This is a genomic window from Anaerostipes caccae L1-92 (genome assembly GCF_014467075.1).
GTDB classification, from domain to species: domain Bacteria; phylum Bacillota; class Clostridia; order Lachnospirales; family Lachnospiraceae; genus Anaerostipes; species Anaerostipes caccae.
Genome location: NZ_AP023027.1, coordinates 2457818 through 2472571 on the forward strand (window position 1 = coordinate 2457818; position 14754 = coordinate 2472571).

The 14754-nt window shown below is 38.4% G+C and carries 11 protein-coding genes; 1 reads left to right on the plus strand and 10 read right to left on the minus strand.

Annotated elements, in window-relative coordinates:
• Positions 1-49 precede the first annotated feature (49 nt).
• From ANCC_RS12030 to ANCC_RS12075, 10 genes are all read right to left on the minus strand, one after another.
• Positions 50-394: a helix-turn-helix domain-containing protein gene (locus ANCC_RS12030; protein WP_006569051.1), complete on the minus strand. Its 345-nt coding sequence runs from the start codon at positions 392-394 to the stop codon at positions 50-52.
• A 341-nt stretch (positions 395-735) separates the two neighbouring features.
• The gene (locus ANCC_RS12035) at positions 736-2019 is read right to left on the minus strand and encodes a glucosaminidase domain-containing protein (protein ID WP_039947126.1); all 1284 of its coding nucleotides are present in this window, start codon (positions 2017-2019) and stop codon (positions 736-738) included.
• A 142-nt stretch (positions 2020-2161) separates the two neighbouring features.
• A complete protein-coding gene (locus tag ANCC_RS12040; protein ID WP_006569054.1) occupies positions 2162-3310 on the minus strand; it encodes a C40 family peptidase in 1149 nt (382 codons plus the stop codon).
• Positions 3311-3526: 216 nt separating this feature from the next.
• A complete protein-coding gene (locus ANCC_RS12045) occupies positions 3527-4843 on the minus strand; it encodes an MFS transporter (RefSeq protein WP_006569055.1) in 1317 nt (438 codons plus the stop codon).
• Positions 4844-4932: 89 nt separating this feature from the next.
• A complete protein-coding gene (locus ANCC_RS12050) occupies positions 4933-6492 on the minus strand; it encodes a xylulokinase (protein ID WP_006569056.1) in 1560 nt (519 codons plus the stop codon).
• Between the two features lie 36 nt (positions 6493-6528).
• Positions 6529-7734: an MFS transporter gene (locus ANCC_RS12055; RefSeq protein WP_006569057.1), complete on the minus strand. Its 1206-nt coding sequence runs from the start codon at positions 7732-7734 to the stop codon at positions 6529-6531.
• Positions 7722-8771: a 2-hydroxyacid dehydrogenase gene (locus tag ANCC_RS12060; protein ID WP_182483073.1), complete on the minus strand. Its 1050-nt coding sequence runs from the start codon at positions 8769-8771 to the stop codon at positions 7722-7724. Before ANCC_RS12060 ends, ANCC_RS12055 begins: the two co-directional genes overlap by 13 nt.
• A 23-nt stretch (positions 8772-8794) precedes the next feature.
• Positions 8795-10762, minus strand: coding sequence for an oxidoreductase (locus tag ANCC_RS12065; RefSeq protein ID WP_006569059.1), 1968 nt, complete (start codon positions 10760-10762; stop codon positions 8795-8797).
• A 15-nt stretch (positions 10763-10777) separates the two neighbouring features.
• A complete protein-coding gene (locus ANCC_RS12070; RefSeq protein WP_006569060.1) occupies positions 10778-11923 on the minus strand; it encodes an iron-containing alcohol dehydrogenase in 1146 nt (381 codons plus the stop codon).
• A 22-nt stretch (positions 11924-11945) separates the two neighbouring features.
• Positions 11946-12587 carry a class II aldolase/adducin family protein gene (locus ANCC_RS12075; RefSeq protein WP_006569061.1) on the minus strand — a complete coding sequence of 214 codons (642 nt, stop codon included), beginning with the start codon at positions 12585-12587 and terminating at the stop codon, positions 11946-11948.
• 152 nt (positions 12588-12739) lie between these two features.
• On the opposite strand from ANCC_RS12075, the gene ANCC_RS12080 reads away from it, so the two are divergent.
• Positions 12740-14683: a BglG family transcription antiterminator gene (locus ANCC_RS12080; protein WP_006569062.1), complete on the plus strand. Its 1944-nt coding sequence runs from the start codon at positions 12740-12742 to the stop codon at positions 14681-14683.
• Positions 14684-14754 lie beyond the last annotated feature (71 nt).

Genomic DNA, 14754 nt, shown 5'->3' on the forward strand with positions numbered 1-14754 from the left:
AAAAGGTTAGAAAAAGGATGGGCATTTCTGTCTCTGCCCATCCATCTTTCTATTCACCGTCTAACAGTTCCGCAAGCTTTCTGGAAATCTCCAGAACAATCTTTTTATCTCTCGGCCCGCAGTTTTCGATCACCGCGTCAAGTTCTTTCACAAAAACATCCTCTTTCATTTCCGGTGAGTGATAACTGTCCATCAGCAGGTAGTCCACAGAAACTCCCAATGCATTGCTGATTTCAACCAGCGTGGGAAGTGAGACTTTTGTCTTTGCCGTTTCAATATTTGAAATATGACTGACCGACAGATCAACTTTCTCAGCTAAATATTCCTGAGTCATGTTCTGTTTTCTTCTCACTTCTTTTATTTTCCGTCCCAGCGCTTCATAATTCATTTTCATACACTACTCCACTTCTTATATATTTATGAATCGGAAGCAGCAAACTCCGGTTTCCATAAATATTTTCTATTTTTACAGTACATTTTCCTGTCTCTATTGTCTCCGTTATTTGTTTTTGTTAGAATAGCTTATATAAATAAAAATTATTTATGTAGTTTAAGAAGGTGGTTTTTATGGACAAAAAATACTTATTTAAGTTCTGGCTTCTGTGTACTTTTCTCATCTTTTTTTCCTTTTGCCTGTCATTGTACCAATACAGGCGAAGGGAAAAATGGGCAAAAAAAGTCGTCGAAGGGTGGCGTATAAAATACCGTCCCTTCGACGATGATTCCTCAGGATTTTTATAATCTTTTCATGATCTCATAGCATCGGTTGGTCACATAGCCTGCCCATGTGTTCCCGACACAGTAACACTGATTGACTCCTTTTACTGTGGGGCCGTGGTAATAAGCCCCTCCCTTAACGAGATACTTATCTTTCAGCAGTTTAGCAGTCATCAGAAGATTCTCTTCCTTTGTCGGTGCATTGATGCCTTTGGCGCTGTCAGATGTGACCCCGTAGCCTGTGAGGTTGTGGTCCTCTCTGGCACGTCTGCTGGTCCCCCATGCGCTCTCATGGATTGCAATGCCCATCACCACGACTGCATTGACCCCATATTTCTTCTCACATTTATAAAATGCCGGAGCCTCTTCCTCTAAGGCAGATCCCTTCAGCATCAGGCGAATCTCTTCTACTGACAGGTTGCTTTTCTTCAGAAGATTCATTGGATCAAATACACGGGGCTCATCCGCCTTCAGCTCTTTGATCTGCTTCTTCAGTGTCCTTATCTTTTTCCTGCTTTTTTTGAGTTCTCTCAGCCTCTGCTCCTGTGTTTTGTCACAGTTTAAAATCTGCTGGTCCAGATACTGCTTTAACTGGATCGTCTCCTCATCTTCGATGACATCCGCCACCTTCATTTCACCGGCCACATCAAAATTATAATTTTCTGCGATGTCTTTGAGATAACCGTTTTTGGTCTTTACTGACAGTTCCAGCAGCAAATGATTGACTCTGTGACCGATCTGAGTGTCATTCCCGTCCTTCTTCACCCCGGTCAATGCCACTACACCCGGAATCGCTACACTGCCGCTCTGCTCATTCAGCGCCTGATAAAACTTCTGCATCTCTTCCTTTAACTTATCCGCATGAAGGAGACTCTGCTCCAGGCTTTCTTCCTTCAGGAGCTGTCTTTTTAATTTTTCCTCTCTGGCAAGGGCTGTCTCTGATCTGACGGAAACAGCATCTTCCGGAGCAACGATTTTCTTTTCTTTGTCTTTCTTCTTATCTTTTTTCTTTTTTGATTTCTTCTTAGACTTTTTCTTCTTGTTATGTACTTTTTCTGTCTTTGCTTTGTCCCCCTTTTTCTCTGTGGCAGTCTTTTCTGAAGCCGTTGTAGGTTTGGGCTCCTGTGCTGCCGTCTGTTCTTCTGTAGTCGCCTCTGTCTCTGTTTCTGAAGCACTGGATGATGAAGTCTCAGCAGTCTCCTTTGCTTTGTCCGGTTCTACGGCGTATGCCGGTACCGACACGCTCAGAGTAAGAACGACCATACACAAAATGCCTGCGGCCTTTCTTAAAGCTTTACTCACGATAATACCCCCTTATATATTACCCATGATACATCGGCTGTCATAATTTTGCAACTCTCAGAGCTGATTTCAGACTTTTTTAATAAATCTAAAAATCCCGGAAACTGAAGTCTCCGGGATTTTAATTTTAGATATTCTTTTGTTACTGGATGATCCTTCTTGCACATACAGGAGTCCGATAGAACGCATTTGAGACTTTGATCCCTCCTTTTGGATAAGGAGCTGAATTACTTGCGTGCACAACCTGTCCGCCGCCGATATAAAGGGCTACGTGGTTGATGCCTCCTCCGCTTCCGTAGAAGATCAGATCTCCTGCACGGAGATTGCTTGTGGAAACTGCGACTCCTTCAGAGGCCTGTGAGCTGGATGTTCTGCTGATGCTGTATCCGAACTTGGCCAGAACCTGCTGTGTAAATCCGGAACAGTCGATTCCGTTCGTGAGACTGTTTCCGCCGTAGCGGTACGGGTTCCCCACAAACTGCAGTGCGTAGTTTGCTACTCTTTTGCCTGTGGATGTTCCTGAAACGCCTGCAGATGCCGGAATTGATTTCCTGCTCTGGCTGCTGCCAGTGCTCTGTGTGTCTGCGGAACTGCTTCCTGAGGACTGGACAGAACTCTGAACGGACTGCTGTTCCCGAGCTTCCCGGGCTTTCCTTTGTGCTTCCAGCTTTGCCTGACGTTCCGCCTTTATCTGCTTCATAGATTTTGCTTTTTTAAATTTATATTTTACATCTACATAATCTTTTGAAACATATCCGGTTTCACCATCGACTTTTACCTTTGCCCAGTCGCTGTTCTGTTTCTTCACCTTATAAGTTTCATCCTCGGAGATTAATGTCACAACATCAGCATCTTTAGAAGCTTTTTCCCTGACTCTGAGAGTCTCTGTTGTAACTTTTGCAACCTTCTTTATATTTTTTTCTGCAAAAGCCTGTATATCATCTTCAAAGACAAGATAGTCATTTTTCACATACCCGGTCACATCTCCGGATTTCACCTTCGTCCATTCTGTGCCTTTTTTTACAATCGTTCCAAGTGCTCCTCTTTTCATTTTTCCTAAAATCTTGGAATCTGTATTCGGCTTCTTTCTTATGTTCAAAGTAGAGGAGCTCTTTACTTTCGCAACTACTTTATCTGCATACTTGCTCTGCGCCTGGTTGTTTTCTTTTTTCTGGTCCTCCGCTGCCGGCTTTGCTGTCTCTTTTGGTGCCGCATTTACAGGAGCCGATGTCAATATCATACCTGCCATGGCCACAACTGCGGCAGACAGTTTCATCTTCTTGATAATCATGTTTCCTCCTCAAATTCTAAATGTTACAAAATTGTTAACTTTGTTGCTACAGGTGCTATTATAACACGCACAGCCCCTATGTCAATACTTTTTAAATATTTTCGTAATATATTCGTAATATTTAATCATATTTTGTAACATCGTGGAGAAAGATGGCAGCCGCTGTCACATTATTTAAACTGGCTCCTTTTATTTCCTTTAAACTTATGTAATCTTCTATTGTTTCTTTTCCCCTCCATTCATTAATTCCGGATGTTTCAATTTATCCCATTTCCCTTCCTCTGTTGCTGCTACAATTAGAATGTTAACCAAAAACAAACAAAAGAAAACAATATATGCCCCGGTTAAGCTTCCCGTCAATTTCATAACAACCGCATTTACAACAAAATTAAGACATCCAATACAATAATTAATTGGAAAAATCACACCATTTACTTTTGGATAATCCAACACACCAAAGATAGATGCCGGAAATGATAATGACATATTAGTACTTCCTCCCAAAGAGAAACCAACAATAAAAATGGAAGCATATACTAACGGGGGCCAAAAACTTGCTAATAGATTTAATAAAATCCCAAACGCAAACACTCCGCAGTAAATCATACAAGCCTTTTTTGTACCTATTTTTGTATCGATATATCCAATTCCATAACTGCCTATAATCCCAATTAATCCAGCTACAGTCATTGCTCCAACTGCCATATCCGTTGACAGTCCCAAATACACATTCCGCTGTACAAATTGTGTAATAATTCCGAGTAATCCTAATGTAATAAATCCTGGTACAATTGCCGCAATCCATACTTCTTTACATTTCAGCATTTTAGAAATAGTCCAATCGCTGACATAGTCATCTTTGTCTGATATATCTTTATATTCCGTTTCATATTTTTCTTTCGATACATTATCCGGATACATGCCTGCATCCATTGGATTATCTCTTAAAGTAACAAATGCGTATATTCCTAATACAACTGCTGCCGCCGCAAAAACAGATAAACTAACTTTATATTCTGCCCGTCCTAATAAAAATGTCATCAATGGTGCTAAAACTGCCGTTCCAATATTGGCTCCGATGGTGCTAATCCCATTGACAACACCCCGTTTCCTGGGAAACCAATCTGATTGCATAGGACCCGTACAAAGATAAAAACAACCTTGTCCACAACTAACCATGATACATTGAGAAAGTGCATACATAACAATATTGGCTGCTCTTAGAAACAAAAAATAAAATGTCAGCCCAAAAATGATAAATAAAACTGCACTTACTTTTCGTCCGCCAAAGCGATCACGAAATTTCGCAATAACCAGCATCATTGCTACCCCGACAAATCCTGCAACAGTTCCCATTGCTAAGCAGACTTCATAGTCAAGGCCCGCACCTTTCGCAATCGCCGGCAGTGCAACATTTAATCCATCATTAACGCCTGCGTTTGTAACCAGCATGGCTAAAATTGCAAAAATCATAAGATTCCAGCCTTTTCCAAGATTAAAACTTTCTTTTATAGATATTTTTTTGTCCTTCATTTTTCCTCCTCTGTAACATATAAATATTACATTTGAGTTTCTTAACCGTTTCAATCATTGATTTTAGATGCATCAAAAGACGGAATTTATTAATATATATATTCCATTGTTTCCTTTAACGATTTTAAATTATCTTTTAATGACTGATACATATTTACATAGTAAGGATATAATTGATCATAAACCCGGCTCCAATCCTCTTTCGGACGAACAATGTCGTTTACTTTGATTAATTGCTCTACTGCTTTTGATAAATCCTCAAATACACCCACTTTATACCCAACGATCAAAGCATCTCCGACAGGAACATCTCCTGAGGCTTCATCTAACAAATACACTGGTATATTTAACATTGAAGCTTTAATCTGGGACCATGTATAACTTTTAGCTCCGCCGCCGCAAATTCTTAATATATTTGCTTCTCCGCCTGATTCCTTAACCGTTTCCATGACATTTCTTAAGGCAAATGCTGTTCCTTCAAAGATAGAACGAATGATATCACTTCTCGTTGTATTGATTCCCATCCCGATAAACATGCCTCTTGCTGCTTCATCCCATATAGGGGCTCTTTCACCCAATAAATAAGGGAAGAAGAACAATCCGTTTGAACCAGGTTTTGATTCTAATGCTAATTCATTTAAATAGTTATAAATATTTAAATTATGTTGTTGACAATATAACCTTTCTTCTGCTGCCATTGTATCAATAAACCATTTAATCGCTGCTCCTGTCGTTGTAATTGGGGCGTCAAAAATCCAGGGCATTCCATCAACTGCACATGGTTTTGTAACAACTGGTACATCCGGTTTACTTTGATTTGCACTTCCAACAAAAACCAGAGAACTCGTTCCGGATGATTCTCCCGCATCTCCTAAACGGCTCAATCCTAACGCATACATGGATGCCATTGCATCACTGCATCCGGCTACAACCGGAATTCCTGGAACTAATCCCGTTTCTCTTGCCGCATCGTCCGTAACAAATCCGATAATATCGTCAACTGGTACCGGCTGCGGAAGATATTCATTCAAATTAATTCCTAACACATCGCCAACTTTATCTGACCATTTCATGGTGTTGATGTCTAAACACTGTGTTCTTGATGCCTGATCCACATCCATCGTCAATTTTCTTGTTAATTTAAAATTAATGAAGGAACTGGCCTGTAAGAAACATTGTGTTTGAGCAAAAAGGTCCGGCTCATTGTTTTTAAACCAAAGAATTTTGCTTGGTAAAAATGATACTGACGGCTGTCCGCCCACAATTTGAATAAATTCTTCTTCTCCAATCTTCTGTAAAATTGTATCTAACTCTTTTGATGAACGATTATCCTGATATGTCATCGCATTTCGCACCGGATTTCCATCTGCATCAATTGGCAGCATACTGACCGTATGTGAACTGATAGAGATTCCACGTATTTTATTTGTTATTTCTTCCCCCGCCTGTTCTGCAAGCGAGTGAAAGATTTCTTTTGTATTTTCCCACCATTCATTGGCATCTTGTTCCTGCATATTAGGTTTTGGAATCATAAATTTACTTGGCCGGCTTGCTTCTGCAATTATTTTTCCGTCTTCACCTATGATAATTGCTTTTATATTCGTTGTTCCACAATCCATTCCCAATAGGTAATTCTCTACTTTTATCACTGCATTTCCTCCATCCCATCCGACGTACAGAGTTTTCTATTCTTGTGAATCTAACGCCTGTGCATCTGTAGTTGGTGCTTTTATACATGCTATAATTCCAATAACAGCCAGTGCCGCAGCTGACAATAAAAATCGATTTGAAATATCACTGCCTAACATATTGGCTGCAGGATTTACTACATATGCTGATACAAAGTTTCCAACATTATATGAAGCTGATACGATTGCAATCGCCAAAGATGCCTGAACTGCCGGTACCATATTTGCGGCAAATGTAACAGCTCCCGGATTCCGAATTGCAAAACCAAGACCCGTAATTAAAGCTCCGGCACACACAACTGGTAAACTTGTTGAGAATCCAACCATCGCTGTTCCCAACGCCATCATAAGAATTGCTCCGCCAATAGTAAATCGTCTTAAACGCTTTACAACAGATCCTAAGACTAATCCTCCTGCAATCCCTACAATCTGCATAATAGAAGCAACTGTTCCTGCTGTGCTTGCATCTCCGATTCCTTTTCGATCTATGTACATTGAAATATTTGAGTTAAAAGTTGCTACAAAGATGCCTGTTACCAAACATAAAAGTCCAAAATAGACCATTTCTTTTGAGATTCCTGCTTTTTCCTTCTTCTCCTCTTGTTTTGTAACCTCACCTTTTGGCACAGTTGCTAAAACAATCAGAACAATCGGAATACAGATTAAAAATACCAGATATCCTCTTCTCCATCCTGCCATTGCTGTAAACATTCCAGAACCTTTGGCAATCAATGCTCCACCGATACTGACAAAAATGGATTGGAATCCCATAACTCTTGATTTGTCAAGCCCCGTAAAATAATCTGAAATTAAAGATGAACTAACAACTACCACAAAGGATAATCCCAATCCGATAATTCCGCTGGCAGCATATAACATCCATAGTTCTGTATTCAATACCTGTGGCAGCAATGCTCCAGCTAACATAAGGATTGTACCAATAATACCAATATTTTTCTTCGTAATGTGCGGCTCTAAATATGGTTCCAGCAACATTCCCGGTAAACAGATTAAATTAATAATCTGTAATACGATTTGTATTGATGTGTCACTAGCGTTCGGAAAGAACTTTCCGATTTCTGCAAGGATTGGTGCCAATGCACTATTACAGGCCATTGTTAATGACATTACCAATAATCCGGCAGCTATTAATGTTTTATTTTTATTATTTCCCATATTTTTATCCTTTCTCAGCGTTTCCAAATATATTTCCTGTCTTCATCTTTTAAATATGCCAAAACTTCCTGTGACATCATTTCTCCAGACCAATGATCAACATCGGTTGTGAGACCTGCCATATGCGGTGTGCAAACAACATTTCTCATAGAAAGTAAAGGATGATTTGACGGAACAGGTTCTTTCCAATAGACATCAATCGCAGCTCCGCCGATTATACCTGTTTCCAGTGCCTCTACAAAATCCTTTTGATCAATAACAGCAGCTCTTGCAGTATTAACAACAATTGCTGTTGGTTTCATTTTTGAGAACCAATCTTTATTTACGATTCCTTTTGTTGAATCCACAACCGGCAGATGAATACTAATCATATCACTTTCTTTTAACATTGTATCTAGATCTACAGCTTTACATCCGTCTGCTTCAATTTTATCAGCTGATAAATATGGATCATATGCTAAAATCTCCATACCAAAGGCTTTTGCCCTTACAGCTACTTCCCGTCCAATTGCTCCGTAACCGGCAACTCCTAATTTCTTTCCATATAATTCAAAGCCAATTCCATAGTCTGTGTAAGGATGATTTTCATCTAATGGTCCCCAAATTACATTTTTTACATCTGGAACATCATAAATATCTGACATTTTCTCTCCAAGATGTTCTCCTTTTTGAAGTCCTGCTGCACTTAATGTCAGTTTTCTTGCCGCCGCTAACATCAGTCCGATATTATATTCTGCAACAGCTACACGATTTCTTCCTGGTGTATAAGATAGTGGAATATTTGCTGCTTTTAATACTTCGTTGTCAACAGTGACTGGCGTTCCTTTTGCAACTCCAATAAACTTCATCCCGGAACTAATCCACTGATTAAGGGTATCTGTTCCGGCATTCTCATCTCCTAAAACAACAATTTCGTATCCGTCACATTCTTCACGTGTCATCTCTTCTGTGACATTTCCTTTTCCGTGTCTCAGTTCTCCTGCAACGGTTACATCACAATATTGCTCAATTTCTTCTAATCGTTTCTCTGGTAATTGTGTACATAATACTAATTTCTTTTTCATCTTCATTTCCTTTCTGTCCTCATTTATACACGCAGTGCTGTATAATAACCCATGTTAACTGCATCATATATCTTTCCTACTTTTCTGCAGTCTCCGATTACATATGTTTCTTCTACGACTCCATCAAATTGATCAACTTCATCATATGGAGATATAAATCCAAGTGCACAGACGATACTATCTGCTTCAATAAAAATTTCATTTCCGTCTTTTTCACATTTTACTCCTGATGATGTAATTTCTTTCACCATTGTATCAGTATAACAAGCTGCTGATTTTTCAACCTCAGGCATCAATCCTCCTCGATAAAACGAATTCACTTCCTCTGCTATTTCCGATTTCATCTCTATAATACTGACTTCTTTTCCTTCATGGTGAAATCCAACAGCACCTTCTGCACCTACAAGGCCTCCTCCCATAATGACGATTTTTGATCCTAATTTTTCCGGATGAAGTTCCGCATCAATTGCCATAATGACATTTTCTCCATCAATTCCTTTGATTGGCGGCCGGCTTTCTTTGGCACCAATGGCAATCATTAATACATCCGGATTTCGTTCTTTCACATATTCAGGCGTTACTTCAGTATTTAAAATAACCTCTATATCAGCTTCTTTCACACGGCGTTCTAATACTTTAATTAATTTTAAAATATCTTCTTTAAAATAAGCTGCTCCTGCCGGATGTAAATTTCCTCCCAGCTTCTCTGATTTTTCAGCAAGTGTAACCTGATGCCCTCTATTGGCTAATGTTATCGCAGCTTCCATTCCTGCCGGGCCGCCGCCAACAACCAGAACACTTTTCATAATATCCGCAGTTGATTTATGAAGCTTTGCTGCCAACTGTTCTCCCATAATTGGATTAACTGCACATTTGACCATTTCTAATTCGCCTGTTGCCCCAAAACATTCATAGCATCTTAAACACGGTGTAATGTCTTCTGCTCTTCCTTCATATGCTTTCTTTGGCAAATAAGGATCTGCCAGACTTGCACGGCCTAACTCAACCGCATCCGCCTGTCCGGCTGCAATTATATCTTCCATTTGGGCAGGGTCATTCAGTGATCCTACACATGCCACCGGCGTATTTACATGTTTTTTTATTTGTGCTGCCAAATAGACATTGACTCCGCGTGGATAGAAAGCAGAGGGATGAGTACGGCAAAACATATCCGGATCTTCATGATTTCCGCATGAAACATTAATTAGATCAACCTTATCATCAATCATTTGAGCCACTTTAACACAATCTTCTAATCCCAATCCATTGTCCGTAAAATCATCACCTGAAATTCTTGCTTCAATCGGAAAATGTGGTCCTACCGCTTTTCTTACGGCATCTACTGCCATTAGGAAAAATCTTGCACGGTTCTCTAAGGAACCGCCAAATTCATCTTTTCTTTGGTTCATAACCGGAGATAAAAATTGTGAAAACAGCCACCCATGCGCCGCATGCACCTGCACCATATCAAATCCTGTTTCTTTACATAATCTGGCCGCTTCTCCATAAGATTTAATAATTTCATAAATCAACGTTCTCGGCATTTCATGGACTTCTCCCATTGGTGTCATTTCATAACTTGGACCATACGCAGTTTCGCAAGTTGCAACATTCCCTCCAACACTGGCTAATCCGCCATATTTTCCGCCATGTGATAACTGAATATTGGCATATGCACCTGCATTGTGAATTGCCCTTGCCGCCTCATTCATCCCCTGTCTGACCCCAAATGCATCTAATTGTAATTGCTTATTATGGGATTTCCCTGTTTTAGAGTGTATAATTGCTTCTCCATATGTAACAACGCCGGCACCACCCATTGCTTTTTCTTCTAAATAAGCAATCATTTCTGGTGTAAAATGTCCATTCAAATCAATCATGCTGGGACTTGTCGGTGCACAGATAATTCGATTTTTCATTTTAATATTGCCAATGCGCAATGGAGAAAACAAATGTGGATATTGCTTTTTCCCTTCACATTTTCGTTTCATATTTTCTCCTCTTTTTTAAAAAGCCTTCTTCAGAATATTTAGAATATCTTGCTTTGTTATGTTTTGTTTTGGATTGAATCCAAGAACAGGTTCTTTTAATACATCCTCCGCCAGCATATCAAAGTCTTTGTTCTCAATCCCCTGTTCTGACAAAGTCTTAATCCCTAACTGTTTTGTCAATTTCAGCAGCTCTTCTGATAACAAATATTGATCTTTTTGTAAATTCCCTGAAAGAGATAATCCAATGGCTTCTGCCATTTTTACCATTTTTTCCGGACAACTGTCTGCATTGTATTCCATTACATATGGTAAAACAGCTGCATTTGCCATTCCATGAGCTAAATGAAAATGAGCACTTAATGTATGGGCAATCCCATGCACCAAACCTAAATTCGCATTAGAGAACCCAAATCCCGCAATCACGCATCCTAACATCATTTGTTCTCTAGCCTCCATATCTTCTCCATTTGCATATACTTTTGGCAGATTTTCGTGGAAAATTTGAAGTCCTTTTAGTGAATGATATTCTGTTAATGCTGTTGCTTCATTGGAAATATAGCTTTCTACTGCATGAGTAATCGCATCCATTCCTGTTGCTGCCGTTACAGAAGGCGGCATTGTTTTTGTAAACTCCGGATCTGCAATTACTTTATTTGCTGCTATTTTGTTATCAATGATAACGTATTTACAAACCGCTTTTGTATCTGTCAGCGCAACAACATTCGTAATTTCACTTGAAGTTCCAGCTGTTGTTGGAATTGCAATCAATGGTAAAACCTGATTCTTTACCAATCCCATTCCACCATATTGTCCGATTTCTCCTGGGTTTGTCATAAGAATATTAACTGCCTTTGTTAAGTCAATACTGCTTCCGCCTCCAACAGCAACAAAAACATCAATTTCATTTTCTCTTGCAAGCATAGCTGCCTCTTCCACTGCTTCATTGGTGGGGTTTGGAATCACTCCGTCAAAAACCGTTACTTTTACATCTGCTTTTTCAATTTGCTCTAAAATCTTTTCTGCAATCCCTGCGGCCTTTACTCCGCTGTCGTATACAACCATTACACTCTTAGCTTCGTACTCTTTCAATATTCCCGGCAACTCTTTTGCCGCATCTTTTCCAAATACAATATCACTGCTTACATAAAATTTTTCCGCCATCTAAATGCCTCCATCACTATTTTTACACTGCTTTATCCGCTGCAATTAATTCTTTCATCTTCTTTTCCCCTGCTTCCGGCATTGGCTCGTAATTTCCAAGAACTTTTGCATAGTATGTTGTTACTGCCATTTCTTCTGTATAAATTGTGGCATCCATGGCTGACTTCATGTCTTTTCCACAACAAAACATTCCGTGATTTTTAATTAAAACTGATCTTCCATCCTCTCCCAGTGCTTCTGCAACTTTATTCGCTGCATCATCACTGCCCGGCATGGTAAATGGAACAACATGAATCGGTGTAAACTCACATTGAGGCGGTGTAATTGGTCTTAATGATTCATCACCCATTGCCATAATAGTTGCAAACATTGCATGTGTATGAACTGTCGCTTTTACATCCGGCCTCGCTCTAAGAACCGCTGTATGCATTGGTACTTCTGATGATGGTTTGTATGGACCATCCATCCATTTTCCGTTTAGGTCAACAATGGCAATGTCCTCTGGTTTCATTGTTCCATATGCAACTCCGCTTGGTGTGATTGCCACAACATCATCTTCATCATCTCTTAATGCGATGTTTCCTGATGTACCATTAATCAATCCTTGTTCTACTGCCTGTAAAATCGCTTCTAATACCTGTTTCCTTATTTTTTCATATTTCATTTTTGTTTCCTCCTTTATTTTGTAATTTCATTGTATGCTAATCTTTTCTTTGCCTCAAACACGCTTTTTCCGTTTTATTAAGGAAATTTTTTTGTAATATTTCTTATATTTGATACAATAGAAATAACAAATTTTCTAATTGGGAGGTTACTATGGATACATTATCTCTTTCTCTCCGGCAGCGGCAGCTCATCCATTTTTTACAGCTTCGCACAACTTACACAACCGGAGAAGAATTGGCGGAACACTTGCACGTATCTTCAAGAACAATTCGACATGATATTATCGAAATCAATGATTCATTAAAAAATACATCTATCTGTATTTTGTCAAAACGCCGATGGGGATATTTATTGAAAGCAGACTGCGAAAAGGAATTGAAGCAGCTTCTACATATGACCACTTCTTTTTTATCAAAAGAGGAACGTGTCCGCCATCTTGCTTTTCGTCTGTGCTTAGCAGAAAGCAACTTAAATTTATATGATTTTGAAGAAGAAATGTTTGTCAGCAGGACAACTTTAGAACATGATTTAAAAGAATTACGTGCATCTTTCACACAAAAAGATCCATATATTAAGTTAATCAGAAATAAGACGTTTATTTCTTTTGAAGAAAATGAACGAAAAAAACGTTATATTCTGAATCACTTATTATCCGATCACTGGAATTACAGCTCAACAGGAACAATGTACTCCGAAAATTTTTATCTTGATGCAAAAATACTTCGTCTCATCATCCAGGAAACGAATTATTATTTGGCAAAATACCATATTATTGTAGAAGATATCAACATGATTAAACTTAATTTAGCTATTGCAATTATGTACTATCGCATTATTTCAAATCACCCTGTGACAGAAGAAATGGAACTTACCTATGTTGACTCAGAGATTCTTCATCCTGCCAATTGTTTATTAAACTCCCTTGAAAAAAAGCTGAATTGTTCTTTTGGGACAGAAGATCGAAAAGACATTTATCTAATAATCTCCTGTGCACGATTATTAGATGCGAAAAAATTGACATTCAAAACTGTTGGCCAGTATTTTGACCCATCCATTCTTAAACTTACTGATGCTTATATTCAACAAATCCAACAGAATTTCCATATTGATTTTTCTGCAAACGAGGATTTTTATATTACAATTTTACAGCATTTTCGCTATTTAAGTTTGCCGCTGCATTATTTTAATGAGATTTCTTTACAGGTAAATGCAGTACGATCCAACATTTTAATTGAATTAGAAATTGCTTACAGTGTTCAGGAATTAGCACACAGTTATTATCAGCGCTATTTAAATGAAACTGAAATATTATATCTGGCATTTTGCATTGCCGGAGCTTTACGCTATTATAATTATACAGTTCCAAAACAAAAAACTGTTGTCATGTGCCATTTAAATTTGCCTTCCATCTGGGATTTAAAGTATCGAATATTAGATAAGTTTAAAGATTATTTAGAGATTACTGAATTATTGCCAATTCATATGAAAGATACCTTTGATTTTTCAGATACAGACTTGATTTTAAATACTTCCGGAAAAGAAATTACGAATGACACAGACTGTCATTGTATTTCTATTTCACCCTTTTTTACGATTGAAGATCAGAACAACGTTAATACTCATATTATCAACCAACAAATTCATCAATTTTATGATGATTCACTCCCCAGCTCTTTAGACTTATTGGAAAATGGATGTTGGCACGAGAGAATTGACACTCAAGATTGGAAATACATAATTGAACTTTTATTCTCCGATTTTTCAGAAAATAGATATGTATCAGACAACTATTTAGCGGACGTTCTGCAGAGAGAATCTATTTTGTCTTTCTCATTACAGCCTAGTGTAACAATAGCTTATTCAATGAAAGCAAGTTCAAAAACCGTACTTTCTATAGCAACATTAGAACATCGCATCAAAATCAATTCTCATAAAACACGTATTATCATTTTGGCTGCTTTTCGATTAGAAGAGCGTACAATGTTATTTCGTCTGATTAATGAACTTTTATATAGCGGTGCTAACTTAAACGATTCCAGATTCTTGAAAACAAAAGAAGAATTTCTTGATTTCTTTGAGAGAAACTTAGAATAAACAAACTTTCTCATAATAAAACCTCCAAACTGTGTAATTTTACTTACATCAGTTTGGAGGTTTATATAAGC